Consider the following 25,727-nt stretch of genomic DNA (forward strand, 5'->3'; position numbering starts at 1 on the left):
GCAGCGCCGGTCGATGATCAGATGATCATGCGATCGCCGGCGCCGGCTGATCGCGGAAGGACTCCAGGACCAGTCGCCGATGCTGGCGGGTCTGCTTGGGCATGTTGCAGCCGACGACGGCCGTCACCCGGTCGTCCTCGGTGTACTGCAGGAGGAACCGTCGTCGGTCAAGATCACCGTCGAGCATCGTGACTGCGGCACGCGGGCTGGGCAGACCGTAGGCCTGGATCTTGATCTCGAACTGGTCGGTCCAGAAGTACGGCACCGGCCGGTACGGCGCCGGCTCGCCGGCCGTGATCAGATTCTGTGCAACGGCGAGCGCCTGCTCACCGGCGTTGGTCCGATTCTCCAACCGGATCGACCGGCCGAGTCCCCGATGGTGCCATCGGGCGACGTCCCCGACGGCGTAGATGTCCTCGGCGGCACGGCAGGCGGCATCGCACCGGACACTACGATCATGATCATCGAGCTCGAGTCCGCTGTCGGCGAGCCATCCGGTGTTCGGCGTCGATCCGGCCGCGACGACGATCAGGTCGGCCGGCAGGTGCTCACCGTCGTCCAACACGATTCCGGTCACCCGCTGGTGCCGGGTGATCACCCGGTCCAGCTGTCGCCCCGGCCGCAGCCGTACGCCGTGCTCGTGATGCACGGCAGCCAACTCCTCGCCGACCAGTGGGCCGAGTTGCCAGGACAACGGTGCGGTCTGCGGACCGACCAGCGTGACGTCGGCGCCCTGCGAACGGGCCGAGGCAGCGATCTCGGCACCGAGCACCCCGTCGCCGAGCACGACCAGATGTCGTGCGTCCTGGAGGTTGTCGCGTAGCACCAGTGCATCGTCGAGGGATCGGAAACCTTGCACGCCGTCGATCCCGGTCAGTCCTGGCAACTCGCGGGGGCTGACACCGGTCGCGATCACGACCGCATCGCCGGACAGCCGGCGCCCGGCGGTGGTCGTCACCCGATGCCGCTCGCTGTCCAGGCCGGCTGCCGCGTCATCCAGCAGCAGCTCCGCATCCAGCTGACGCAACTGCTCGGCCGTGCGCAGCCGGGCCCGTTCGGGCTCCCAGGCGCCGGACAACACCTGCTTGGACAGCGGCGGCCGATCATAGGGGGCGTGCCGCTCCGCACCCAGCACGATGATCCGCCCGGTGTGACCGGATCGCCGCAGTGCTTCGGCCGTGCCGAATCCGGCGGCACCCGCTCCGATGATCAACACGGTCGCTCCGGTCAAGATCATCGATCGCCTCCCGAGAGCCTCCGTGGTCGCCGGCCCGAACGGCGGACCGGTGTCACCGGCGCGGTCCAGACACCGACCAGGCCGTCGACCAGACCGGTCGCGGCAGCCTCCCAGTCGGGTCGCGCGGTCGGGTCGCCGTCGGCCACCGCCCGCTCGCGTTCGGCGAACATGTGCACCATCAGCTGCCGGGTCATGTCCGCCCGTTCGATCCGGACGGCCGCCGGCAACGGTCCCAACGCCCGACCCAGGTTGATCAGGATCTCCTGCAGCACCGGCGAATCCAGGGAGTCCTCGACGATCATCGGACGCAGTCCGGGATCGGTCATCAGTTGCGCGGCGAACCGCGCGAACCAGGTGGGACCGCCCATTGCCGCAAGATGGCGGGCCTGCGGCAGCACCAGGCACTCGGCCCACTGCCGTACGTCAGTGCGGTCGTCGACAGCGGCGACCATCTCTCGGCGGATGGTCTCGATCTCTGCGGCGTGCCGACGCAGAATCGCGCGAATCAGGTCGTGCTTGGTGCCGAAGTGATATCCGACGGCAGCATTGTTGCCTTGCCCGGCGGCATCACTGATCTGCCGGTTGGACACCGCCCAGACGCCACGCTCGGCGAACAGCCGCTCGGCGGTGATCAGGATGCTTTCCTGAGTGTCCCGGGCACGCTCCTGCGACTGCTTGCCGCGGGACCGCACGCCGGGTGTCACGGTCACCACCGGACCGGGACCGTCTGCAGCCCTCCGACGATCAGGCCCGTGATCGGTTGCAGCTGATCGGTCGGCACCGCCAACTCCAGGCTCGGCAATCGCCGCACCATGACCTCCAGCACGGTCTGCAACTCGGTACGAGCCAGCATCTGTCCGAGGCAGGAATGCGGGCCGGCGCCGAACGTGAGATGGGGATTGGGGCTCCGGGTCAGATCCATCGTGTCGCCGTCGGTAAAGATCTGCTGGTCGCGGTTGGCAGCCGACATGTCACAGATGACGGTCGTGTTCGCCGGCACAGCGGCAGCAGAGAGCTCCACCTCCTCGGTCAGGTAGCGGGGCATGCCGAAGCCGAGGTTGGTGTCCATCCGGAGCACCTCCTCAACGGCGGTCCTGATCATGGACGGATCGGCGACCAGCTGCTCCCACCGGGTCCGGTCCGACAACAGCATCGCCGTCATTTTGCCGATCATGTTGGCGGTGGTCTCATGACCGGCGACCAACAACCCGAGCCCGGTCGCGACGAGCATCTCGTCCGACAGCTCGGTCCCGGCAGCCCGCGCGTCGGTGATCATGGTCCCGAGCACGTCATCACCCGGGTCGGCACGCTTGCTCCGGACGTGTCCGAGGAGGTAGGTGTGGAACTCCTGGCGTGCCGTGGCGACCTCGTCATCGGTGAAGCGATCAAGATTGAGGAACGCGTCGGACCAGTGCGAGAACCGGTCCCGGTCGGAGTCCGGTACGCCCAGCAACATACAGATCACCCAGACAGGCAACGGAAATCCGAGCGCCGCCTTCAGATCGACCGCGTCGCCGGGATCAACGCTGTTGCCAGGATCAGTCCGGCTGTCGTCCTGATTCGGCCCGTTCTTGATCATGTCGTCGATCAATCGGTCCGCCATTGCCGCGATCGCCGGCTTCAACGCTGCCATTCGCTTGGCGGTGAACCACTTGCTCAACATCCGCCGCCACTGCTGGTGACCTTCGCCGGTCTGCGGCAGCGGACTCGCGGTCGACCTGTTGAAGACCCCGCCGGTCTCGCTGTTGGTGATCTTGGCCGAACCTTCGCCGACCCGGGAGAATCGTGGATCGGACAACACCTGTCGTACGTCGTCATAGCGGGTCAGCAGGACAGCCGGATCGCCGCTGGGGAAGGTGATCGGAGCAACCGGACACTCCTGTCGCAGCGTCTCCCACTCGGCTGGTGGTTCGAGCGGTCCGGGACGTTCCAACGGATAGCTCAGGGGAGCGTCAAGGCTGCTCGAGGTTGTTTCGGGATGTCCTGCTGATGTCTGGCCGGTGACCGGGCAGATGCTCACGGTGCTCCTCTGTCGCTTTGTCGATGACCCGAGTCATGCCAGTACAGTCACTCGCGGGATATAAGTCAAGCACGTGACTTAAACCGAACCTGAGAGCCCCTTTCGAGGTCCCGGTGGAATGCAGCCGGCGCCCTTCGCAATCCGCGGTTGAGACACCGGAGTGATGCCCTCCGAGGTCCTGGCTGTGACGCGCCGGAATGGTGCCTGCGATCGGCTCCGGAACCTCGCCCCGCGAAATTGTCGGAGCCGCCTTCTAGCGTTGTTCTCGGGTTGCAGTGATGCTCTCGTCGGGACGACTGTCTCGTGGGGTCGGCCGTCGCGCCGGATCGACCGCCTCGGCTGGCGGCGACTCGGGCCAGGAATCGGCGTGAGATCCGACGACACATGTCGGCAGCGGTATCGCGGTCGACACAGAGGTCGAGGAAGGAGTCGCTGGAGCCCACAGGGACTCAAGATGCTCGGGGGGAGTGATGACGACGACAACGACGTCGGGATCGACAACAACGCGGGGCGAGGGACCGCCACCGCTGGATCGCACGGCGGCTGAACTGTTGGCCGGCAAGATCTGCGCCAGTGCCGCGGAGCAGGCCAAGGCAAGCTGTCAGCTGCTGGAGTTCGTCGGAGAGTTCGATGCGGGTGCGGGCTGGAGTTGGATGCGGGGGATGAAGTCGATGGCGCACTGGCTCGCCTGGTCCTGCTCGATGGCGCCCGGCACCGCTCGGGAGCACGTCCGGGTAGCGCGAGCGATGCGTCGAATGCCTACGGTCACAGCTTCCTTCCGGCGTGGTGAATTGTCCTATTCCAAGGTGCGGGAGATCAGTCGCCTGGCAGGCATGGTCGACGAGGCACGGCTCTGCAGCTTGGCCAGGTACTCGACAGCATCGCAACTGGCGAGGACGATCGCTGCCTTTCGAACGGCTGCAGGATTGCGGCTGCGCGAGCAGGAGCGACGACGGTTTCAACTGATCGCGCGGGACGGAGGCGAATACACCGGTGTGTCCGGCCGATTGCCCAACGACGAAGCAGCCCTCGTCGATGCCGCCATCCAGCGAGCCCGGGATCTCAACAAGCCGCCGCCCACACCACAAACCTCGTGCGACCCCGGTGCTCGATCGGTCGAACCCGACACAACCCCGCCGTACACCAATGCCGACGCGTTCCTGGACATCTGTCGGCACTACCTCAACACGGCCGTCACCCACGACGAGTCAGGGGAAGACCGCAGCCTGGTCGTCATGGAGTTCGCCGCCGAGCAGCTCGGCTCGATCCGAGTAGGGACCGCCAGTAAGGTTCCCGCGGAGGCGTCGGAGGTCGGAGAGTTGGCGGCATGCGGGGACGTTCCCGTGGGGTCGTTGGCGGGTGGGGACGTTGCCGTGGGGTCGTTGGCGGGTGGGGACGTTGCCGTGGGGTCGTTGGCGGGTGGGGACGTTGCCGTGGGGTTGTCGGCAGCCACGGACGTTCCCGCCGGGGCGTTCGGTGATTCGGCCCGTCCAATGGGAGATGAGCCACACGAGATCCCTGGTCCGGCGTCGACTCCGCAGCGTGCCGGCAGTGGCTGGATCGGTGATCAGGTCTGCACGGTTCGAGGGCGTGGCCCGGCTGAGCCGGAGACTGCCGCACGCCACGCCTGTTCCGGCTCGGTGCTCGGCGTGATCGTCGACCGCCATGGCGACGTCCTCGCTCTCGGCAGGAGCCGCCGACTGGTGTCCCGGCGCCAGCGGCGGGCGCTGATGGTCCGCGATCAGTGCTGTCAGTTTCCGGGATGTCACCAAGATCGTCACCTCGAAGCGCACCACCGGGTCAGCTGGGCGGACGAGGGGAGGACGGACCTGGACAATCTTCTGCTGCTCTGCCGCTTCCACCACGTCGCCGTCCACGAGGGGGAATCACCATCGACCGATCACCGGACGCGGATTATCCGGCGGCACGTTCAGCCGGCACCGGCTGGCGGTTCACGTTGCCCGACGGCACACTGCTGCCCGAACAGGGCTGGCCGCTGATGAGTGCGGAGCGATTGACGTCGGAACTGATCCATCAACGCCGGCTTGTTGATCATGTCCGTGGTCTCGACGACGAACCAGCGACCACGATCCGCGCCGTCGGCGGCGGGGCCGGGTTCGAACTCCGATCGTGCGTTGATGCGGTGTTCGGGATGCTTCGCGATCCCGTACCGCCCGAGGCTCCTGATCCGCAGGGCGACAACCCCGATCCGCAGCGCGATCCGCCTGTCCGCGGTCGGGGCCGATCCCCGGCGACTCGAGCCGCTCCCTATTCCGAAGCGGCCTGAGTGTTACCTGCGACGCTCAGAACCGGCTGCCGAGACCGGGGACCGCCTGTGTGGGAGCCGGGCCGAGGCCCCTGACCCGCCCTCACCGGATCGATGATCAGCATCTGGTTGTGCACCGTACGAAGTGCTCGGTCACATGTGCCCGATACGAGGCTGCCCGGTGACCGGTGTCCCGGATGTGCTGCCCCTCGCACTTTCTGGTGGAAAGATGCACCGGATTGACCGCCGATGCGCGGCTTGATGCTCGCCTCATGCGATCCGGCTACCGACTCGGCCCGGCTCCCGGTCGATCATTCCAGTAGTTCGGTCGCCCAGTTGGCTTCCTGGAGCCGGATGTCCAGCTCGCGATACTGCTGAGCCAGCCGATCTGCGTCGCGGCGCAATTCCGACACCGGCAGGTCGGTGACGTAGCGCAGCTCGGATCGCAGCTGTCGTCCCCAACCGTACTCGTCGGAGGATCGACCGGCGGCGGCATCGGCGAGACCACCGGCCAACCTGTGTTTGGCCGACAGAGCGTCCCGTCGCGCGATCGCGTCGGTGATCGTCAGGCCCGGTTCGAGCTCGGTCGCCGCATTGGTCCGGTTGATCCGGCGGACCAGCCTCTCGATCTCGTCGATCACCGCCAACGCCTCACGATGCAGCTCTGCCGGATCCTCCGTCGGCGGCTCACCTTCCTGATAGCGCGCACAGCCGATCGCCCGAGCCTTCAACTGCTCGAGTCGCTTCTGTGCGTCGGACCGCACGGCTAGTGCCTCTGCCAGCTTCATCGTGTTCGCAACCTCCTCATGCCGACGTTCAACACTGACGGAGCGCCCTCGACCATGCAACGGCTTTGATCGGCGACAGCGGCGCGAGATGGTGCGGCGTATCGCGATGCGGTCGGCGGGGACGTCGTGCACCCCTATTGCCTACCATTGCACTAGGAAATGCCGAGGTACGCCGCCAGAAAGGAAGCTGACGATGACCCTTGCACAGAACCGCACGCTGGGGACCGTGGCCGGAGCCGGCGGCCAGGGGCTGGAGATCTATGACCAGGCAGTCGATCCGGGCCGGTCGACGATCGACCACGCGACCAAGATCGCCCAGCGGGCCGAGGTCGCACGCGTCGACGCCCTGTTCACCGCTGACCTGCTGCGCTTCGGTGATCAAGGTCCGATCGGCAACCAGGAGCCGATGATCTTCATGGCTGCTCTCGCCGGCATCACCTCCCGGATCGGTCTGATCGCCACCGTCACCAGCACCTTTCATCATCCGTTCAACCTGGCCCGGATGTTCGGCACTCTTGATCATGTCAGCAACGGCCGCGCGGCCTGGAACCTCGTCACCTCATCGGTCGGTGAGGAGAACTACGGGACCGCGTTGCCCAGCCCGGAGCAGCGCTATGCCCGGGCGGCCGAGGTGCTCGAGGTGGCCAGCGCGCTGTGGGACAGCTGGACACCGGGATCGTTGGTCGCGGGTCCGGACGGGCATGCGGTGCTGGACGCCGACAAGGTGGTGCCGATCGATCACCACGGCGAGCACTTCGATGTCGCGGGCCCGTTCAACATCCCGCCACTACCGCAGGGGCGGCCGGTGCTCTTCCAAGCCGGACAATCCGATGCCGGAGTGGCGCTCGGGGCCCGGTTCGCCGAGGCCGTGTTCACCTCGTTGCCGACCCTGGACGTCGCGCAGCGCTACGCGTCCAAGATCAGGAAGGCCGCCGCAGCCCATGGCCGTCCGTCCGGTCTGCCGTTGATCTTCAGTTCGCTGCATGTGACGTACGGCGCGACCGAGGCCGAGGCGCAACGCAAGATCGCCCAACGTGCCGAGCGGATCGACTTCGATCATGGCCGGCAACGAGTAGCCGACATGCTGGGCGGCGGAGTCGATCTGGCCGACCTGTCTCTTGATCAGCCGGTGCCACAGTCGATCATTCCCGAGATCACCTCGGTGAACGGGCGCCGTGGCCGGGTGGAGATCTTCAGTGACTACATCCGGCAGGGCTACACACTGCGGGAGTTGATCATCGCGGCGCAGGACACCGGGCACTGGGCGGTCTCCGGCGCCCCGGAGCAGATCGCCGACGCCATCGAGGAACGGTTCCGAGCCGGCGTGCTGGACATCATCAGTGTCGGTGATCTCGGCGACGACGAACAACATGACTACGTCGTCGCCGGGCTGCTTCCGGAGTTGCGTCGGCGTGGTCTGGTCGCTGACGACTATCGGGGAACGACGCTGCGAGAGAATCTCGGCCTTCCGTCGGTCGGGCGCGATCGTGCGGAGTTGGCGGTGTCCTGACAGTCCGCATTCGCCGCTTCCGTCCGGTCGCCACTTTCGTCCGGTCGCCACTTTCGCCCGGTCGCGACTTTCGCCCGGTCGCCACTTTCGCCCGGTCGTCGCTTTCGTCTGGTCAGACGTCCGCCTGGTCGCTCGCCCGTTTGGTCGCCTGGTCGTCCGTCGCCCCTGCGGCGCCCATCCCTGGCCCGGAGCGCGCCCATCCCTGGCCTGTACCGCGCCCATCCCAGGCACGCACGGGGTCGTTGCCCGGGCCGGGTGAGAGGGAGGGGTCAGTGGTCGGCCCGGACGGTGGTGAAGACCGGCTTGGCGACGAGCTCGAAGCCCAGACTCTCGTACAGCCCGCGGGCCGCGTTGTCCTCACCGGTGTGCAGGATTGCGCGGCGCCCGGATGCCTCGATCCGTCGCACCAGAGCGCGGATCAGCCGCGAGGCATGGCCCTTCCCTCGGGCCTCCGGCGCGGTGCAGACTGTGCTGATCTCGACCGCGTCATCCAATTGACAGCGGTAGCCACCGATCGAAACCAGCCGACCATGATCACGGATCCCGATGAAACCGCCCTGTTCGATCGTCCTCGGTAGGAACGGCCCGGGCTGAGTAGCCGCGGTCAGGGCCGCCATCTCCGGCACATCGGCCGGGCCGAGTTCGACGATCTGGGAGAGACCGGAATTGTCGAGGTCGGCATTGTCGCGGCCGGCATCGTCGCGGCCGGCATCGTCGCGGCCGGCAACGTCGAGGTCGGGTTCGTCGAGGTTGGGGGTGCGGACCGACAAATATTGCACGCCGTACATCTGGTTCTCGACGGTCCAGCCGACCGGGACCTCGGGGCTCGTCTTGCACAGCACTGCAGTGCCGCCGGGCCCGACCAGGTCGGCCAGCGCGGTCCAGGAATCCGGGCCCGGAGAGTCGGGGAGGGCGGCGAAAATGTTGACCCGCGGATCGAATCGTACGGCTCGCTCGTCACCCTCGGCGAGATGGCTCAGGGCGCCCCGCAAGGTCGGCCAGAACGGGTTGCCCCAGGAATCCATGCCGCCAGATTAGGTGGGGAACGGCAATGGTCGGCGAGCGGACCGGATGCTGGTCCATCCGCGCAACCGATTTCATCGAGATTCGATCAGCTGGCCGCAAATATGGTCGTAACGTCCGGTGATCTCGCCGATTCACTTGTGGATCCGGGCCGATGATGCTGGAATCCGTGGCGGGGTCGGGAAAGGCCGTTCGGGGAAGGCCGAGATGCGGACGAGAGGACTCGTGGGTGGCATTCCCGACGGCCGACCGGCACAGCCGGCGCGACATGTTGAGACGTGCCGGCGGTACGGCGCTGGCTTCGACGATCCTCGGCGGCACCGGCTGGCGCAGCGCGCAGCCCGCACGCGCCGACGACCTGACGGTGGTGGACAGCAGGACCGATGATCCGCGGCTGAAGTACTACCGGTTCGCCACCTCCGCGATCGGTTGGGACCCAGGCGTCAACGTGCTGGTCCCGGCCGACTACGAGACCAGTGGCCGGCGCTATCCGGTGTTGTATCTGTTGCACGGTGGTGGCACCGATGCCGATTTCCGCCAGTGGGACGGCCGGATGGGCATCGACATCCGATCCGAGACCTCCGACCTTCCGCTGATCGTGGTGATGCCGGACGGCGGACATGCCGGCTGGTACAGCGACCCGACCGGGTCGGCCGTCGGCCCGCGCAACTGGGAGACCTTCCACATCAAGCAACTGCTGCCGTGGATCGACGCCCATTTCCGGACCGTCGCCGACGCTTCCGGGAGGGGAGTCGCCGGCTATTCGATGGGCGGCTTCGGGGCGCTGAAGTACGTCGCACGGCATCCCGGCGAGTTCGCCTCGGTCAGTGCCCACTCCGGTCCGGCGAGTCTGCGTAGTCAGAACGGCACCATGGTGCACTGGGCGAACCTGTCCTCGGCCGCGGTCGAGCTCGGCGGCGCCACCGTGTACGGCGTTCCGTGGAACGAGTCGCTGGTCACCGCGGACAATCCGATCGAGCAGCTCGATGCCTATCGCGGCAAACGCGTCTTCCTGGCAGCCGGCACCGCTGACGCCGGGGTGCCGTTGTCCGACGTGATCCAGGAGAGCCATGTGCTCGTCAGCCAGCGTGAATTCTCCGAGGCGATGCGGGCAGCCGGAGTCGCGTACCACCGACGCGAGCATCCGGGCGGCCATCTGGTCGATCTCGGACTGTTCCGTGACGATCTGGCCGATCTGGCCGACTTCCTCGACAAGGCAGGATGATCATGAAGCTTCCTACAGTACGGTCAAGATCGCGATCACGATCCGGGCGGTTGACCGCGGTCGTCGGAGTGTTGGTTGCTGTCGCGCTGGCGGTGCCGCTGGTCGGCAGTTCGAGTGCGGCAGCGGCCGCGCCGGGTGAGCCGCACAGCGGTAGCCACGTGCCGGCAACCGAGCTGCCGCACGTCGAGTGTGCCATCCCCGCGCAGGCCGATGACAACGTCCTGGTGATCTTGAAACACGTCGCCGATCAACGGCAGGTGACCGACAAGGTGCGGTTGGCCATGTACGAGACGGCGTGGGTCGAATCCCATGCCAACAACCTCAATTGCGGTGACCGGGACTCGGTCGGCGTGTTTCAGCAGCGACCCTCGATGGGCTGGGGGACCGTTGATCAACTTCTGAATGTGGATTACGCGACGGGCAAGTTCCTGGACGGCAACGCGCCACTGCCCGGCGCGATCGTCGTTGATCAACAGAATCCGGGCTGGACGGCAGGGGAAGTCTCCCAGGAGGTCCAGCGGTCGGCCTATCCCGAAAGGTACGACCAGGCCGAAGGTACGGCGCGGGAGCTGATCGCGCGCGCCGCCGAGATCGACGACGGTACGACGCCGCCGCCGTCGCACTACTTCGTGAACACCTTCGCCGACGCCCCGGTCTTCGACTCTCCGACCTCCACCACCCGGACCGGAACGCTCAACGAGGGCAGCAATTACGTGTACTGCAAGGTCTGGGGTCGGGTCACCGGTGACAACAGTACCTTCAACCACTGGTGGCTCAAGACCGATCCGGACGTCGGACCGGCCGGACAGTATGTCTCGGCCTACTACCTGTCCGGCTGGGGCAACGACGAGGCCAACGACGTTTCCGGCACCGAGATCCGCGACTGCTGAGCAGAGGAGAACCATGATCACGATGCACGACAATCGCCGTCTTCCGTCCCGACGACAGTTCCTGCTCGGCAGCGTCGCCGCGTCGACGCTTGCGCTGCCGGTCGCCGCGTCGGCGCGGGTGCTGCCGATCGGGACGGCGGCCGCAGCACCGGCGTCCGAGCCCAAGCACACCCCACAGGCTCAGCGGGTCCCGCAATGGGCGATGCGCAGCACCACCGGAGGCGTCCGTACCCGTGTCGCGCAGCAGACGGCGCAAGCACGTGCCGAGGGCAATGTCGTGGTCGACATCGACTTCGAATATCAGCAGACCTCGTACTGGTGCGGTCCGGCGGCGACCCGGATCGCCTTGTCCGCCCGCGGGGTCGCTGTCACCCAGCAGCAGATGGCCGACGAGTTGCCCACCAGCGAGAACGGAACCGACTGGATCGGTCAGGTCACCGCCGTCCTGGCCAAGTACGTCGGATGGTACGAGACCACCGAGATGCCGGACGATCCGCCGACCCAGGCCCAGCGGGAGAAGCTCTGGAACGACGTCACCACCGATCTCGATCAGGGCTATCCGCTGGTCACCAACATCGTCGCCCCTCCGAGCAACCATCCGCCGGGCTATCCGAGCGACCAGACGATCTGGCACTACTTCACCGTGATCGGTTACAACCCCGACAACCAGGACGTACTGATCGCCGACCCGGCCGGCTTCGCTCCCACCGAGACCTACTGGCTGACCTTCGAGCAGTTGGCGACCCTGATCCCGCCGAAGGGCTACAGCGCCTGATGTGATGCCTGAGCTGATCGGGCCCGGTTGCTGCGTGCCGGTCGGCATCTGACGGTTGACAGGTCCGGGTCGGCTCAGCATACTGACGTGCGACCTTCGGAAACGTTTCCATCGCAGCAAGCGCAGGGAGAAGGCTGTTCATGATGATCGGGAAGCACCGGCCGCACCGTCTTCGCAACGGGGTGATCGGACTGATCGCACTCCTTGTCGGGCTGGTCCCGGCGACAACGGCGGTCACGGCGCGGGCCGACGTGCCCGAGGACTCCGGGGCGACCGCGACCGCAAGAGCCCGGGTGGCGGCCGACGTGTTGATGGGCTCCTACGAACCGGTCAAGGCCTGGTTCCCCTCCAGCTGGTGGAACTCCGCGGTCGCCCTGCAGACCATCGGCGACTACATGCAACGCACCGGTGATCGCCGCTACCTGCCGCAACTGGACAACACCTTCGAGAAGGACAAGGGTGTTTTCCCGCCCGGCTATCTGTCCGGGGATCCGCTGCTCGGGAACTTCACCAGTCGGGCCATCGACGATTCCGAATGGTGGGGGCTGACCTGGATCCAGGCCTACGACCTGACCGGTGATCGGAAGTATCTGGACATGGCCGTCACGATCGCCGAGTTCGTCAACGATTACTGGGATGACACCTGCGGTGGCGGCGTGTGGTGGAACGGTGAGCGGACCTACAAGAACGCGGTGACCAACGGGCTGTGGATCCGGCTGACTGCGGAGCTGCACAACAGGATCGACGGCGATACCCAATGGCTGAAGAAGTCCCGGGCCGGTTGGGACTGGCTGATGGACAGCGGCATGATCAACTCCGACGGTCTGGTCAACGACGGACTGAACGACGACTGCACCAGCAACGGCCAGACCGTCTACAGCTACAACCAGGGGCTGGCGATCGGCGCCGGACTGGAGCTGTGGCGGGCCACCGGTGATGATCAACTGCTGGCCACCTCGCGCCGGTTGGCCGACGCCGCTCTGACGTCGTCGGAGCTGACCACCGACGGCATCCTCACCGAGTCCTGCGATGTCGCGGACCGGAGCTGTGATGACAACGGCAAGCAGTTCAAGGGCATCTTCATGCGTTACGTGATGGATCTCGCCGACACCACGCACGCCGACCGGTACGAGGCCTTCGTCCAGCGGCAGGCGGACAGCATCTGGACCACCGACCGCGACGCAGCGGATCGACTCGGCGAACGGTGGGCCGGTGGCGCCGGTGACGGTGAACACCCCAACGCCTTCGACTGGCGGACCCAGGCCAGCGCGTTGAGTGCGTTGATCGCGGCCGTGCCGGAGCCGGCGCCGACCCGTTCACTGGCCGCAACGATGGACCCGGCCCAACCGGTGGTGATGCCGGCAGCGACCGGCGCGACCCGGATCAAGATCAATCTCGGCGTCTCCGGGACCGCGGCGGGCAAGCGTCCGATGCAGGTCACGGCAGACGTGACGGGGCCGAAGGGCTGGCAGATCACGCCGAAGAGTTCCTCGGTGGCGCTGCGCACCGACGGCAGCCGGACGCCCGCGTACGGCAGCATCGCCGTCGACGTCACGGTGCCTGCCGATGCCGCCGACGGACACCACACCGTACGAGCCACGGTGACCGCCGATCCGCGGCTGACGTTCACCGCCGAGGCCGACGTGCTGGTCGCGCACAGCATCGACTTCGATACCGGTACGGCCGCGGAGGACCCGTGGTTGTACGACGCCGACGGATCGCAGAGCAGTGGTCCGCAGAACCGGTTCGCCGACGGCAACAGTTACTTCGTCTACCGCTTCCCGTTGCCGGCCGACACCAAGGCTGCCACTGCGAAGTTGACCATCGACAACGAGTACACCGTCCAGGCAGGACCGGACGGGACCGACTGGACGACAGTGCTGAAAGAGACCGAACAGATCCACGACGGCCAGAACAAGGCCACCCACGAGATCGACCTCGCGCCCTATCTCGGGACCGACAAGGCGGTCTACCTCAAGGTGTCCGATTCCTTTCCCGACGACGGTTGGGGAGGACGACTCTCGCACCTGAGTGTCGACATCACCGGCGCCGGCTGACCGGTCGGCTGCAGCTGTTTCGTCCGGCGTTATTGTGGGCCTCGATCGAGGTCCCACAGTGACGTGAGGAGCGGGTGTGCAGTTCCACCACCACGGCTACGTCTCGGGTGATCCGCGGATCCAGCCGGCTGCCGGCTGCGGCGTGGACCGCCCCGACGAGTTGCCTGCCGAGGTCGACGTGTTGATCGTCGGCAGCGGGCCCGCCGGCATGATCGCCGCGGCACAGCTCGCCCAGTTCGACGACATCGTCACCCGGATGGTCGAACGCAGACCCGGCCGGCTGGAGATCGGCCAGGCCGACGGAATCCAGGCCCGCAGTGTGGAGACGTTCCAGGCCTTCGGCTTCGCCAATCGGATCATCGACGAGGCCTACCGGATCACCGAGATGTGCTTCTGGAAGCCCGATCCGCAGCTTCCGGAGAATATCGTGCGCGCCGCCAGGACACCGGACGACCCGACCGGGATCAGCGAGTTCCCGCACCTGATCGTCAACCAGGCCAGGGTTCTGGACTACTTCGCCGAAGTCGCCCGGAACGCTCCGACCCGATCGGTGCCGGACTACGGCTGGGAATTCGTCACTCTGCAGGTCGCCGACGATGATGATCATCCGGTGATCGCCACCCTGGAACGCACCGCCGGCCCGGATGCCGGCAGCAGGCGCACGATCCGCGCCCGGTACGTGATCGGCTGCGACGGTGCCCGGAGCAGGGTCCGCGAGTCGATCGGCCGGGAACTGGTCGGTGACCGGGCCAACCATGCCTGGGGTGTGATGGACGTCCTGGCCGAGACCGACTTCCCCGACATCCGGACCAAGTGCGCGATCCAGTCCCACGACGGCGGAAGCATCCTGCTGATCCCGCGGGAGGGCAACTATCTGTTCCGGATGTACGTCGATCTCGGCGAGGTCACCGGGAAGGACGGCGGCGACGTCCGACACACGTCGCAACAGGAGGTGGAGGCACGGGCCAACCGGATCCTGCATCCCTACACGCTGACCGTCAAGGAGGTCTGCTGGCGCAGCGTGTACGAGGTGGGTCACCGACTGACCGACAAGTTCGACGACGTCCCGGCCGAGCTCACCGGGACCCGCAGCCCGCGGGTGTTCATCACCGGCGACGCCTGCCACACCCACAGCGCCAAGGCGGGCCAGGGCATGAACGTGTCACTGCAGGACGGCTGGAACATCGCCTGGAAACTCGGCCACGTCCTCCAGGGGCGAGCGTCGGCAGCACTGTTGGACACCTACTCGGCCGAACGCCAGGTGATCGCCCAGAACCTGATCGACTTCGATCGGCAGTGGTCCAGCCTGATGGCCGCCAAGCCGGACGAGCTGTCCGATCCCACCGAGCTGGAGACCTTCTACGTCAAGACCGCGGAGTTCCCGGCCGGACTGATGACGCAGTACCCGCCGTCGATGATCATCGACGGTGCGGCGCGACAGCAGTTGGCGACCGGATTCCCACTGGGCAAGCGATTCAGGAGTAACGTCGTCACTCGGGTGTGTGATGCCAACCCGGTCCACCTGGGCCACCATCACCGGGCCGACGGACGATGGCGGATCTACGTCTTCGCCGACCGGCCGCGGGCCGGCGAGGACTCCAGGGCTACCGCGTTCGCCGACTGGATCTCGACCTCGCCGCAGTCCCCGGTGGTCGCCTACACCCCGGCCGGTGCCGATGTCGACGCCTGGTTCGACGTCAAGATCATCTATCAACAGCCGTACGACGACGTCGATCTCGGCCGGGTGCCGGCGGCCTATCGGCCCAAGGTCGGCCCGTTCTCCGTGGTCGATCACGAACTGGTGTACGCGGCCGACCCGGCCGACGACATCTTCGACAGTCGAGGCGTCGACCGGGACGGCGTGCTCGTCGTCGTCCGACCCGATCACTACGTAGCCGACGTGCTGAGTCTGGACGACTCGGCAGCACTGGCCGACTTCTTCGCCCGGATCTTCCCTGTCGACAAGGGAACTCCGGCCAGTGCCGGCGAGTCGGTCCCGATCAGTTGATCTTGATCGCCGGTCGGTAGAGATCGAACCAGACCGCCAGATCCAGGGTGCGCTCCAGGCCCATCCGGCCGAACATCGACGGATTGTCGGCCCGGCCGACCAGCGTGGACAACCGGTCGGAGTCGACCAGGTCGAAAACCGGATGGTTCGGCGTGCCGAGCAGATCGCCGGCCTGCTCCCGCAACGCCGTCGCATAGCTCTCGTCCTGGGTGGACGGGTAGGGCGACTTGACCCGGTCGGCGACCGAACGCGGCAGCACGTCCCTGGTCGCACCACGGAGCAGCGACTTCTCCCGGCCGTCGTAGTTCTTGAATGCCCAGGGCGCGTTGTAGACGTACTCCACGAGCCGGTGATCGCAGAACGGCACCCTGACCTCGAGGCCGACCGCCATCGACATCCGGTCCTTGCGGTCCAGCAGCACCCGGACGAAGCGGGTCAGATGCAGATAGCTGATCTTGCGCATCTGCCATTCCAGGTCGTCCTCGCCGTCGAGCCGTTCGATCTCGGTGACTGCGGAGGCGTAGCCGTCGGCGGTGTAGCCGCGCAGATCGAGCGAACCCAGCAGACTCTCGTTCCACAGCGAGGATGTCCGGTCGGCGTACTTGCCGAATTCGGCCAGCCACGGGAAGGTGGTCCCCTCGCGCGCGACGGGGGAGAAGAACTGGCGATAGCCGCCGAACACCTCATCGGCCGACTCACCGGACAGTGCCACCGTGGAATGCTCGCGGACGGCCTTGAACAGCAGCAACAGCGACAGGTCCATGTCGCCGAGCCCGGTCGGCAGATCGCGAGCGCTGATCACCGACCGGCGGACGGCGGGATCGGCGAGGTCGGCCGTGTCGAGCACGATGTCGGCGTGCTCGGTCTGCGACTGCTTGGCTACATCCCGGACGAAAGGCGCGTCCGGCGTCGGCCGGAACTCGGTGGCCTGGTAGTTCTCCTCCTGCCCGCTGAAGTCGACGGCGAAGCTGCGGACCCGCTCACCCTCGGCAGCGAGCTGCTGGGCGGCGATCGCGGTCAGCGCGGAGGAGTCCAAGCCGCCCGACAACAAGGTGCACCGCGGCACGTCGGCGACCAGCTGACGACCGATGATGTCGTCGAGCAGGTCCCGGACGTGGGTGACGGTGCCGTCCAGATCATCGGGATGTCGTCGGGTCTCCAGCCGCCAGTAGGTGTGACTGCGCAGTCCTTGGCGATCGACGGTGATCAATGTCCCAGGGATCACCTCCGCCATCCCCTCCCAGATCGCGTGACCGGGGGTCTTGATCATGGTGAACGCCTCACGCAACCCGTCCGGACCGACCACCGGCTCGGCCAGCGGATTGGCCAGGATCGCCTTGGGCTCCGAGCCGAACAGCACGCCGTCGGCGGTCGGGTAGTAGTAGAGCGGCTTGATCCCCATCCGGTCCCGGGCCAAGATCAGCTTTTCGGTCCGGCTGTCCCAGATCGCGAACGCGAACATGCCGTTCAGCCGGTCGACCAGATCGGCGCCCCATTCCAGATAGCTGTGCAGCACCACCTCGGTGTCCGAGCTGGTCCGGAACCGATGCCCACGGCCGGACAGCTCGCGACGGAGTTCGGCGAAGTTGTACGTCTCGCCGGAGTAGACGATGGTCACCGGACCGTTCGGGGTGTCGGCGGTCATCGGCTGGTCGCCGGTCTCCAGGTCGATGATCGACAGCCGGCGATGCCCGAGCGCCGCGCGTGGCGACAACCAGGTGCCGGCCGCGTCTGGACCGCGGCAGGCCATCGTCTCCGTCATCGTGTCGATGACAGTGCTGGTGCTGAGGTCGTGGTCGTAGCCGACCCATCCGGTGATTCCACACACGATGACGATCCTCCTGCGCGGACGCGGGTCCGCCGTGGACAGTGATTCGGTCCGACGCTAGGACTGCCAGCTGAGAGCGAGCTGCGGGGGCGGTCGGAGTCGGTTGGCCGCGCGCGGATTTGAGCCTGACGCAGCGGAGTCAGGCCCATCCGGCGTACAGAACGAATTAGCAGCATGCTGCTATAAAAAGCAGATGCCCAAGATCATCGACCCCGACGAACGGCGCCGCGAGATCGTCCGAGCAGCGTGCCGGGTGATCATCGGACAGGGGGTGGCGGCGCTGTCGCTGACGTCGGTAGCGGCCGAATCCGGACTGGCGATCGGCTCGGTCCGGCATTATGTCGGTGGCCATGACGACCTGCGGCGGCTGACGCTGCAGATCATCGGCGACGACCTGATGTTGCGCCTCAACGAATCCGCCCGGCCGCTGATCTACCCCGGTGCCGGTCTGTCGGTGGCGGCCCGCCGGCGGCGCAGCCTGGAGTGGTTGGAGCAACTGCTGCCGATGGATGACGACCGGCTGGCCGAGGCGACCATCTGGACGGCGATGCGGGAGGCGGCCAGGACCGATCCGGAACTCGCCGCGGTGATGGCGGGCATCGACGGCCGGCGACTGGCCCTGGTGCGCCGCGTGTTGGGCCGGGTCCGGCCACACTGGAGTCCCGCGGTGCGGGCCGTGGAATCACGACGGCTGTCGGCACTGCTGCGAGGGCTCACGATCGAGCGGGTCTACGAGCCGGAGTCGGTGACCCCGGCCCAGGTCCAGCGGGTGCTGCGCCAACACCTGTCCCAATTGGCCCAGGCACGTCGCTGATCTGTGCAGGTGACAACGGTAGGGCGGGTCGACCTGTTGGGTCTCGCTCAGGTCCGGCTCAGCGGTTGATGCCGGTCAGGGTGATGCCGCGGATGAACTGCCGCTGCGCCACCAGATAGACCACGATCACCGGCAGTACGGCGATCGTCGCGCCGGCCATCAGCAGGGTGATCTGGCTGAAGTATTCGTTCTGGAACTGGGCCAGCGCGACCGGCAGGGTCTGCAGTTCACGGGAATTGATGTAGATCAACGGGCCGAACAGGTCGTTCCAGGACTCCAGAAACGTGAAGATCGCGATCGCCCCGAGCGCCGGTTTGGTCTCCGGCAACAAGATCCGCCAGAACACGGTGAAGGTACCGGCGCCGTCGACCCGCGCAGCATCCTCCAACTCCTGCGGCAGACTCATGAAGTACTGCCGCATCAGGAAGGTCGCGAAGACCGGGGTGAAGACCCGCGGCACCCAGAGCGGCAGTTGGGTGTCCACCCAACCGATCTGTTGGAAGATGATGTACTGCGGGATCAGGTAGGCGATGCCGGGGATCATCGCGGTCGCCAACAACACGACGAACAGCACATTCCTGGCAGGGAAGCGGAGCCGTCCGAAGGCGAACCCGGCCAGCGACGACACCGCCAGGACGCCGACGACGTTGATCACCGCAAGTTTCACACTGTTGTAGAAGAACCGCGGGATGACGTCGAAGACCTGGGCGTAGTTGCTCCATTGCGGATGCAGTGGGAACAGTGTCGGTGGCGTGCTGAGGACCTTGCCCTCCTCCTTCAACGAGGCGCCGATCATCCACAGCAGAGGCAGGATGAAAGTGAGTGCGAGGATGATCATCAACACGTACAGCACGATGTTCATGATCTTGATGTTGCTGCCCCTGGCCCGTGTGCTCTTGGCCGGCATCTCAGTGGTCGTTATCATCCGTAGAACACCCACCGCTTCTGCAATCTCCATTGGATCAGGGTGATGACGCCCAGGATGACGAACAGCACCCACGCCATCGCCGCCGCGTAGCCGTATCGGCCGAACGAGAAGGCCACCTGGTACAGGTAGTAGATGTAGACACTGGTGCTGTTTCCGGGCCCACCCTGGGTCATGATGTAGATCACTCCGAACACCTGGAACGAGGTGATGAACTGGGTGATCAGGACGAAGAAGATGCTCGGCGTCATCAGTGGGATGGTGATCTTGAACAGCTGCCTGGTGGTGCTGGCGCCGTCGATGCTGGCCGATTCGTAGAGATCCTTCGGAATGCCCTGCAGGCCTGCCAGGAAGATCACCATCGGGTAGCCGGCACCCTGCCAGACACTGACCACGATCACCGAGATCAGCGCCAGGTTGGGGCTGGACAGCCAGGCCGGCCCGTCAATGCCGACCACCGAGAGCAGCCCGTTCAACACACCCTGGTCCGGCTTGTAGATCCAATACCAGATGTAGCCGATCGCCACGATATTGGTGATGAACGGAGCGAAGTACGCTGCCCGGAACGCCGCGATGCCCGGCACCTTGCGGTTGCACAACAGCGCCAGCACAAAGGCCAGCACGGTGGTGGTCGGGATCGCGCCGAGGGTGAACAGCAACGTGTTCCGCAGCGTCGACAGATACAGCGGGTCGTTGGTGAACATCTCGGTGAAGTTCTTCAGACCGATGAACTTCGGCGGGTTGATCCCGTTCCAGTCGGCCAACGACAGATACATCGAGACCAGGATCGGGATCAGCTGGAAGGCAATAATGCCGAGGAAGACCGGCGCTACGTAGACCAGGCCCTCGTAGCGCCGCCAGCCCCCTCGACGGCGTCGGCGGACCGGCGGGTCACCCGGTGCGGACCCGGCCAGTCCACGGGCCTGGGAATGAACGGCGGTCATCGGGAGATCCGTTCAGCCCTGCTGCTTCAGCGATTGATCAACCCGCGGTTTCGCCGTCTGCAGGACCTGTTCGGCGGTCTTGTTGCAGTTGTAGACGTCGTCCAGCATCGGACGGTAGATCTGTCGGGCGCCGAGGGTGTTGTTGGTCTGATTGGGCAGCGTCGAATGCTTCACCGCTTCTGCGAAGAGCTCGACGTGTGCCGGTGGCTTGGACAGGTACTGCAGCGCCCGATCGTCCATCGACAGCCACATGTTGCCTTCGACGAAGAACTTGCCGCCCTCCTGGCTGGTCAGGAACTTCAGCAACTCCCAGGCCGCGTCCGGGTTCTCCGCCTTGGTCGGGATCGCGTAGGTGATCACACTCGACTCGGTCTTCTGATCGGCCGGCCCGGCCGGCGGCGGCGCAACGTCGAAGGTGAAGTCCTTCACGTTCTCGGCCAGATAGGGCAGCGTGCTGAACTGGCTGAACATCATCGCCAACTTGCCCTGGGTGAACAGTTGCAGGTCGGCATTGGTGCTCTGCAGGTCACCCCAGGCAGGTTGGACGTGATATTTGCAGGTCAGGTCGGTCGCCCATTGGATGGCCTCGGCGGCCTTCGGTTCGGACAGCGTGAAGCTGCTGCCGTCGCCGGCGAAGATGCCGGTCGGGCTACCGTTGTTGATCGCGAAGGTCTGCTCGAAACCGGTGTCCAGATAGATCAGACCGCCGAACCGCTTGCCCTTGATCGTCAGCTTCTGGGCAGTGCTCCGGAAATCGTCCCAGGTCCAGCCCTCGGAGCTCCAGGTGGTCGGCGGCAGCTCGAGCCCGGCCTCCTTGAACGCGTCCACGTTGTAGTAGATCAGCCGGGGTGAGTGCGCGATCACCCAGGCGGTGTGCTTGCCGTCAGCCTGCTTGGGGAAGTCGTACAACTCCTGGGGGTAGTGGGAGGTGTCCAGCTTGTCCCGCTTGATGTAGGTGTTCAGATCCAGCAGGGCACCGGTGGCCGACATGCCCTTGACGTAGTCATCGTTGATCTTGATCAGATCCGGCGGTTTGCCGCCGGACAGCACGGTCCGGAACTTGGTGTCGTAGTCCGACGGCACCGGCTGCACCTCGACGGTGATCCCGCTCTTCTTCTGAAAGGCCTCGACGGCCTTGCCGAACGGGTTGTCCTGGACGTCGGAGTCGTTCAGGAAGGTCATCGACTTCGAGCCGCTGCCGCCGGAGGTGCTGCCACTGCAGCCGGCCAACATCGAAGCCGCAGCGGCGCCGCCGATGCCGACGAAGGCGCGTCTGCTGAGGGTGGACGTGTTGCTGGGCGAGGCGTTGAATCGCGTCGTTGCGTTCATGATCATGTCCTCACATCTGACGGGCTCAAGGAGTTCGTTGGTTTGCCAGTTGACGGATCGCCTCGCCGGCACCGGAGAGGTTGTCCAGTCGCATCTCGGAGTACTTGCGGCTCAGGACGACGCCGTCGGCGCCGCCGTCGAAGGCGGCCAGGACGGCGTCCCGAACGCCTTCGGGTGTGCAGTGGGTGAGAGCCGAGCCGCTGGTGTTGTCGGCGTTCACCCCGGACGGTGCCTCCGATCTGCGTCGTCGGTCCTGGGTCGCTGCCGGGACCTGCCCGACCGGGATATCGATGTCGATGCCCGGCAGGATCTTGCAGCCCGGCCGCACCCCGGCGACGGCGCGGGCGGTCTCCCGCCGGACGTAGTCGGCGCTGAAGCCGGTCTGCGGCAGGTCGCCATAGTCGGCCTCCTCCAGGCCGAGCAGCCGGAGCATCAGTGGGTAGACCTGTTCGGGATCGGCGTCGCCGAACAGGCTGTGGGAGATGCTGTCGATCCAGCTGTGGAAGCGGGGGCCGGCGCAGTTGTTGTACTCGACCACCTTGATGAAGTCGGACAACTCGCTGAGCTCGGCGTAGTCCTGGTCGGCCCGGTAGAACGGGCTGAAGGAGATCTCGTGGAAGACGTGCCAGCCGACCTGCACCGAACGCCGGCAGGCCTTGGCGACACCGTAGATGTCGCGGTAGAGCTGGCGCTGGCTCTGGGTCCACAACGTCTGCCAGGCAAGGATCTCCGGGTAGTGCAGCAGGATCCGCCAGAACGTGACGAAAGCGCCGTCGGCCGGCCGGTCACCGGCGCCGACCCGGCTGTTCCAGTCCAACAGTTCGCGATAGCCGGCGCGTGCCCGGTCGACGTCGATCCCGGCCTCCTGCCCGCGATCTCGGCAGTATCGACAGAAGCAGGTCACCAGTTCGGGTGGGGTGTTGCTGCGTTGCAGCAGGATGTTCAGCGGCCCCGGACGCTCCGAGCACCAGGCCAGGCCGTCGATCGGATAACTCTTGACGTAGTCCTCGACGATGCCCAGATGCCAGTTGCGGTAGTCCGGATTGTTGAAACACGGTCGGGGCGCCGGCCGTCCCCAGACGTCGACCTCCAGGCACTGCGGAAAGTTCGGATAGTCCCGCAGGGCCTGCGCGTACGAGCTTTCCTCCATCCAGGCGTAGCTGGCGACACCGCGTTCGGCCGCCGTTGACACCACGTCGGACAGCAGATCGCCGTCGTAGTCCGGTGCCCGGCCGACCGGTCCGAGCCGGGTGGTGCGATAGAACTCCGGATGGATGGTGGCGTAGTTGCCGCCGACCCAGTCGTGGTCATAGGACTGGACACCGTGGTCGGGCAGCGGGCGGCCGGGTACCTGCCGGCCGCCGGTGCCCCGGGTCCAGGTCGGAGTGGCCAGGAACAGCGCGTTCACCGCGCCACGTTCCTGCAGGATGTCCAGGACGGGTTCGACGCCCTCGTCGGCGAATGAGACGGCGCCGATCTGGATCGCGACGACCGGGTCCTGGGAGTCGGTCGTGGCGTCGGGGGTGGACATGGTCAGGCAGCTCCTCGTTGGGCTACTCGGTGATGTGGTGAACGGCGACGGTGTGGGCGTCGATCCAGTCGGTGTCGTAATTGACGCCGAGGCCCGGGCCGTCGGGCAGCGAGACACAGCCGTCCGACGGATCGATGGCCGACAATGTCTCGTTGTAGCCCTCGGCGTAGACCGGCGGCATGGCAGGATTGCCGAGCTCGGGATCGAGCAGTCCGAGCTCGTAGTAGTTGGTGTTGCGGATGGCCGCCATGCAGTGCCGTTGGGCCGGTCCGCCGGCGTGCACCTCGAGGTCGAGACCGAGGCTCTCCGCGGCGTGCGCGGATTTCATCACCCCGGTGATGCCCATGTCCAGTTCGGGATCGGCGCGCAGCAGGTCGGTGCCACCGTCGATCGCCAGGGCGGTGCGCAACTCCAACGGACGTACGAATTCGGTGATCAACAACGGGGTCCGGATCCGCTCCCGGAGCAGCCGGTGTGCGGTCGGCGCGTCACCCCGTAACGGGTCCTCCCACCAGAAGGCGCCGACCTCGTCGCAGACTCGGCCCAGCCGTAGCGCATCGGCGACCGTGGCCAATCCCTTGCCCGGATCGGTCATGACGTCGGCCCGACCGGCGAGCCGCTCGCCGACCGCGCGCATGATCTCCATCTCGTCGCGAACCGAAGCGCCGCTGAAGCCGTGGAACTTGTAGGCCAGCGCACCATGATCAACACAGTGTTCGGCGTAGTCGGCGTAGGCCTGCGCCGAGCCGAGCGCTCCGGTGCCCTTGCGTCCGGAAACCGTGCTGACGTAGGCAGGTAGTCGGTCTCGTTGTCGGCCGAGCAGGGCCCAGATCGGCTGGCCCAGGGTGCGCCCGGCCAGGTCCCACAGCGCGATGTCCAGGGCGCCGTACCCGATCCGGTCGTTCTTGGCGTGCGCGCGGGCGGCGAGATTCCACAGCCGTTCCCGATCCCGCGGATCCTGGCCGATCAGCAGTCGGGCCGCGGCGATGGTCTGCAGCACCGCCAGCGGTGGCGCACTCCACAGGGCGACGTAGCTGCCGGACTCGTCGTCGGAGGTGTCGATCCGGACAGCGAATTTGCGCGACTGCCGGTTGCTGCCGGGCGGCTGCCAGGCGAATTCGGTCAGCGTCACCGAGCGGATGATGCTCATGGCCGGTGGATCCATTCGGACTCCAGGGCCTCCCACTCGACCATCCCGTCGCGCACCGCCCGGAGGCGTTCCATCGTGGCGCCGTCGTAGTGGCCCAGCGACAAGCCGTCGCAGCCGGAGTCGACCGCGGCCTTCACCGAGGCACGCAGGATCTCCGGGGTGGCGTTCGGACGCACACCGAGTGCGGCCAGCAGTGGCTTGTCATAGCCCAGCGCCCTCCGGGCCCGCATCAGCTTCGCTCGCTTGATCGCCACGCCCTCGTCGGTGCCGAGCTGGTCGGAGTAGTCGGACTCGCGGACCGAGTCGACGTGTTCGAACGCGGAGCTGAAGCTCAGACCGGCCAGCTCCGGCCGCGCCATGTAGGTGTTGTAACGGAAGTCGATGTCCGGCCGGGCATCGTGCGCGGCCGTGCTGACCAACGCGAACAGGTCGTCGATGCTGTGTCGGCGGAAGGAGAGCCAGGAGGCGAATGCCTCGTACTCCAGGAGCAGTTCGGCCTCGCTGTAGTTGCTCTCCCGCAGCAGTTGCGCCTCGTGGGCTTCTTCAAGATCACGTCCGCTGTGCACGATCGCCAGATGCCGAGCCTCGCGGAGGATCGCCTCCCAGTCCAGGCCGGCGGCGGTCGCCTTGTGGCGGCAGGCATCACAGAAGCAGCCGCCGGTCGCGGTGGCCATCAGATCACTCCAGGACGCCGTGGCCGCCCCGCCGACGGTGTTGCTGCGGGAGTAGCCGGAGCCGAACATCACCAGGCAGCTCTGGATGAAGTCGATATCGTGGTTGCCGACCAGGTCGGTCACCAGGGCCGCCAGATACTCCTGAACATCGGGATTGTTCAAGCACGGCAGGGCCCGTTGGGCCTCGATCGCCTCGAAGGTGCCGACCACATTGCCGAACGCATCGCGCTGCAGCACGTCGGGATACTCCCGGCGGGCGACGTCAGCGTCGATCACGGTGTGCGAGATCTCGCAGCCGGTCTTCAGCCCGCGTTCCCGTGCCGGCTGGATCAAGGTGTCCAACCAGTCGGTGCCACGGAGGAAATCCCGATCCGAGGTCAGCGGTTTGATCCGACCGCGGTAACCGGCCGGATCAGGGGTCCAGTAGGCCCGGCTGTCCTCCGGCGTGTAGTACTTGCGGACCGGATTGTGGGGATAGAAACGGGCATGGAGCGGCCGCTTCTCCTTGTGCATCAGGCCGACCAGATACGCCGAGTTCACCCCGGCCAGGGCCTGCAGATTGTCCAGACATCGTTCGACGGTCTCGTCGGCCAGATCCCAGGCATACAGGCTGGCGGCAACCTCGGTCAGTGGCATCGACGACAGATCCCTTCGGGAGCGACTGTGCACCTGCTGGGAGTATGACTACGCGTAGTGTTGCATGTCAAGACACTTAGTCTGACAAGATTGCATT

Annotated in this window: 20 protein-coding genes; 8 read left to right on the forward strand and 12 right to left on the reverse strand. The window is 66.2% G+C overall.

The window, feature by feature from the left end:
• Positions 1–25: 25 nt before the first annotated feature.
• The 3 genes from BLU38_RS20970 to BLU38_RS20980 are packed head-to-tail and all read right to left on the reverse strand — an operon-like array spanning position 26 to position 3,257.
• The gene (locus BLU38_RS20970; RefSeq protein ID WP_091527360.1) at positions 26–1,237 is read right to left on the reverse strand and encodes an NAD(P)/FAD-dependent oxidoreductase; all 1,212 of its coding nucleotides are present in this window, start codon (positions 1,235–1,237) and stop codon (positions 26–28) included.
• On the reverse strand, positions 1,234–1,941 hold the full coding sequence (locus BLU38_RS20975; RefSeq protein WP_197680255.1) for a TetR/AcrR family transcriptional regulator: 708 nt from the start codon (positions 1,939–1,941) through the stop codon (positions 1,234–1,236). The genes BLU38_RS20970 and BLU38_RS20975 overlap by 4 nt, the downstream gene beginning before the upstream one ends.
• A 2-nt stretch (positions 1,942–1,943) precedes the next feature.
• Positions 1,944–3,257, reverse strand: a complete 1,314-nt coding sequence (locus BLU38_RS20980) for a cytochrome P450 (protein ID WP_231919962.1) — start codon at positions 3,255–3,257, stop codon at positions 1,944–1,946.
• Positions 3,258–3,727: 470 nt separating this feature from the next.
• Here BLU38_RS20980 and BLU38_RS32400 point away from each other — a divergent pair, with 470 nt between their 5' ends.
• A complete protein-coding gene (locus BLU38_RS32400; RefSeq protein ID WP_157683598.1) occupies positions 3,728–5,257 on the forward strand; it encodes an HNH endonuclease signature motif containing protein in 1,530 nt (509 codons plus the stop codon).
• Between the two features lie 577 nt (positions 5,258–5,834).
• Here BLU38_RS32400 and BLU38_RS20995 read toward each other — a convergent pair.
• Complete coding sequence (locus tag BLU38_RS20995; protein WP_091527363.1) at positions 5,835–6,311, reverse strand: DIP1984 family protein; 477 nt, start codon at positions 6,309–6,311, stop codon at positions 5,835–5,837.
• Between the two features lie 193 nt (positions 6,312–6,504).
• Here BLU38_RS20995 and BLU38_RS21000 point away from each other — a divergent pair, with 193 nt between their 5' ends.
• Positions 6,505–7,821 (forward strand): NtaA/DmoA family FMN-dependent monooxygenase, encoded by a 1,317-nt coding sequence (locus BLU38_RS21000; protein ID WP_091527364.1) that lies wholly within the window; start codon positions 6,505–6,507, stop codon positions 7,819–7,821.
• A gap of 269 nt (positions 7,822–8,090) precedes the next feature.
• Here BLU38_RS21000 and BLU38_RS21005 read toward each other — a convergent pair whose 3' ends face one another.
• Positions 8,091–8,846 (reverse strand): GNAT family N-acetyltransferase, encoded by a 756-nt coding sequence (locus BLU38_RS21005; RefSeq protein WP_091527365.1) that lies wholly within the window; start codon positions 8,844–8,846, stop codon positions 8,091–8,093.
• A gap of 227 nt (positions 8,847–9,073) precedes the next feature.
• Between BLU38_RS21005 and BLU38_RS21010 the strand changes: the two genes are divergently transcribed.
• The 5 genes from BLU38_RS21010 to BLU38_RS21030 all read left to right on the forward strand — a co-directional run bounded on the left by BLU38_RS21010 (position 9,074) and on the right by BLU38_RS21030 (position 15,799).
• Positions 9,074–10,069, forward strand: coding sequence for an alpha/beta hydrolase (locus tag BLU38_RS21010; protein ID WP_269458130.1), 996 nt, complete (start codon positions 9,074–9,076; stop codon positions 10,067–10,069).
• 50 nt (positions 10,070–10,119) lie between these two features.
• Positions 10,120–10,959, forward strand: a complete 840-nt coding sequence (locus BLU38_RS21015; RefSeq protein WP_157683599.1) for a hypothetical protein — start codon at positions 10,120–10,122, stop codon at positions 10,957–10,959.
• Between the two features lie 13 nt (positions 10,960–10,972).
• Positions 10,973–11,734, forward strand: coding sequence for a C39 family peptidase (locus tag BLU38_RS21020; protein ID WP_231919963.1), 762 nt, complete (start codon positions 10,973–10,975; stop codon positions 11,732–11,734).
• A 140-nt stretch (positions 11,735–11,874) separates the two neighbouring features.
• On the forward strand, positions 11,875–13,791 hold the full coding sequence (locus tag BLU38_RS21025) for a glycoside hydrolase family 76 protein (RefSeq protein WP_091527368.1): 1,917 nt from the start codon (positions 11,875–11,877) through the stop codon (positions 13,789–13,791).
• Positions 13,792–13,867: 76 nt separating this feature from the next.
• Complete coding sequence (locus tag BLU38_RS21030) at positions 13,868–15,799, forward strand: FAD-binding monooxygenase (protein WP_091527369.1); 1,932 nt, start codon at positions 13,868–13,870, stop codon at positions 15,797–15,799.
• On the opposite strand, the gene asnB is transcribed toward BLU38_RS21030, so the two are convergent.
• A complete protein-coding gene (gene asnB / locus BLU38_RS21035; protein WP_091527370.1) occupies positions 15,792–17,627 on the reverse strand; it encodes an asparagine synthase (glutamine-hydrolyzing) in 1,836 nt (611 codons plus the stop codon). The genes BLU38_RS21030 and asnB overlap by 8 nt on opposite strands.
• Positions 17,628–17,820: 193 nt before the next feature.
• Between asnB and BLU38_RS21040 the strand changes: the two genes are divergently transcribed.
• On the forward strand, positions 17,821–18,441 hold the full coding sequence (locus BLU38_RS21040) for a TetR/AcrR family transcriptional regulator (protein ID WP_091527371.1): 621 nt from the start codon (positions 17,821–17,823) through the stop codon (positions 18,439–18,441).
• 58 nt (positions 18,442–18,499) lie between these two features.
• Here the strand turns inward: BLU38_RS21040 and BLU38_RS21045 are convergent, their stop codons facing one another.
• From BLU38_RS21045 to BLU38_RS21070, 6 genes are read right to left on the reverse strand one after another with little or no spacing between them, the layout of a single operon-like run.
• Positions 18,500–19,366, reverse strand: coding sequence for a carbohydrate ABC transporter permease (locus BLU38_RS21045; protein WP_157683600.1), 867 nt, complete (start codon positions 19,364–19,366; stop codon positions 18,500–18,502).
• Entirely contained in the window at positions 19,363–20,310 is a 948-nt protein-coding gene (locus BLU38_RS21050; RefSeq protein WP_091527373.1) for a carbohydrate ABC transporter permease, read from the reverse strand. The genes BLU38_RS21045 and BLU38_RS21050 overlap by 4 nt, the downstream gene beginning before the upstream one ends.
• 12 nt (positions 20,311–20,322) lie before the next feature.
• Entirely contained in the window at positions 20,323–21,639 is a 1,317-nt protein-coding gene (locus tag BLU38_RS21055) for an ABC transporter substrate-binding protein (protein WP_157683601.1), read from the reverse strand.
• Positions 21,640–21,664: 25 nt separating this feature from the next.
• Positions 21,665–23,170, reverse strand: a complete 1,506-nt coding sequence (locus BLU38_RS21060; RefSeq protein WP_091527375.1) for a glycoside hydrolase family 10 protein — start codon at positions 23,168–23,170, stop codon at positions 21,665–21,667.
• Positions 23,171–23,192: 22 nt separating this feature from the next.
• Positions 23,193–24,320 (reverse strand): enolase C-terminal domain-like protein, encoded by a 1,128-nt coding sequence (locus tag BLU38_RS21065; protein ID WP_197679805.1) that lies wholly within the window; start codon positions 24,318–24,320, stop codon positions 23,193–23,195.
• A complete protein-coding gene (locus BLU38_RS21070; protein ID WP_091527377.1) occupies positions 24,317–25,630 on the reverse strand; it encodes an alpha-amylase family protein in 1,314 nt (437 codons plus the stop codon). The genes BLU38_RS21065 and BLU38_RS21070 overlap by 4 nt, the downstream gene beginning before the upstream one ends.
• Positions 25,631–25,727: the final 97 nt, after the last annotated feature.

It is taken from the genome of Microlunatus soli, assembly GCF_900105385.1.
Lineage (GTDB): Bacteria > Actinomycetota > Actinomycetes > Propionibacteriales > Propionibacteriaceae > Microlunatus > Microlunatus soli.

What these genes read in the sequence shown, in the direction of transcription:
- BLU38_RS21060 (WP_091527375.1), bottom strand. Translation starts at nt 23,170, where the DNA reads ATGTCCACCCCCGACGCCACGACCGACTCCCAGGACCCGGTCGTCGCG.
- BLU38_RS21020 (WP_231919963.1), top strand. Translation starts at nt 10,973, where the DNA reads ATGATCACGATGCACGACAATCGCCGTCTTCCGTCCCGACGACAGTTC.
- BLU38_RS21005 (WP_091527365.1), bottom strand. Translation starts at nt 8,846, where the DNA reads ATGGATTCCTGGGGCAACCCGTTCTGGCCGACCTTGCGGGGCGCCCTG.
- BLU38_RS21000 (WP_091527364.1), top strand. Translation starts at nt 6,505, where the DNA reads ATGACCCTTGCACAGAACCGCACGCTGGGGACCGTGGCCGGAGCCGGC.
- BLU38_RS21040 (WP_091527371.1), top strand. Translation starts at nt 17,821, where the DNA reads ATGCCCAAGATCATCGACCCCGACGAACGGCGCCGCGAGATCGTCCGA.
- BLU38_RS21065 (WP_197679805.1), bottom strand. Translation starts at nt 24,320, where the DNA reads ATGAGCATCATCCGCTCGGTGACGCTGACCGAATTCGCCTGGCAGCCG.
- BLU38_RS21025 (WP_091527368.1), top strand. Translation starts at nt 11,875, where the DNA reads ATGATGATCGGGAAGCACCGGCCGCACCGTCTTCGCAACGGGGTGATC.
- BLU38_RS32400 (WP_157683598.1), top strand. Translation starts at nt 3,728, where the DNA reads ATGACGACGACAACGACGTCGGGATCGACAACAACGCGGGGCGAGGGA.
- BLU38_RS20995 (WP_091527363.1), bottom strand. Translation starts at nt 6,311, where the DNA reads ATGAAGCTGGCAGAGGCACTAGCCGTGCGGTCCGACGCACAGAAGCGA.
- BLU38_RS21050 (WP_091527373.1), bottom strand. Translation starts at nt 20,310, where the DNA reads ATGACCGCCGTTCATTCCCAGGCCCGTGGACTGGCCGGGTCCGCACCG.
- BLU38_RS20970 (WP_091527360.1), bottom strand. Translation starts at nt 1,237, where the DNA reads ATGATCTTGACCGGAGCGACCGTGTTGATCATCGGAGCGGGTGCCGCC.
- BLU38_RS21070 (WP_091527377.1), bottom strand. Translation starts at nt 25,630, where the DNA reads ATGCCACTGACCGAGGTTGCCGCCAGCCTGTATGCCTGGGATCTGGCC.
- BLU38_RS21045 (WP_157683600.1), bottom strand. Translation starts at nt 19,366, where the DNA reads ATGATAACGACCACTGAGATGCCGGCCAAGAGCACACGGGCCAGGGGC.
- BLU38_RS21055 (WP_157683601.1), bottom strand. Translation starts at nt 21,639, where the DNA reads ATGAACGCAACGACGCGATTCAACGCCTCGCCCAGCAACACGTCCACC.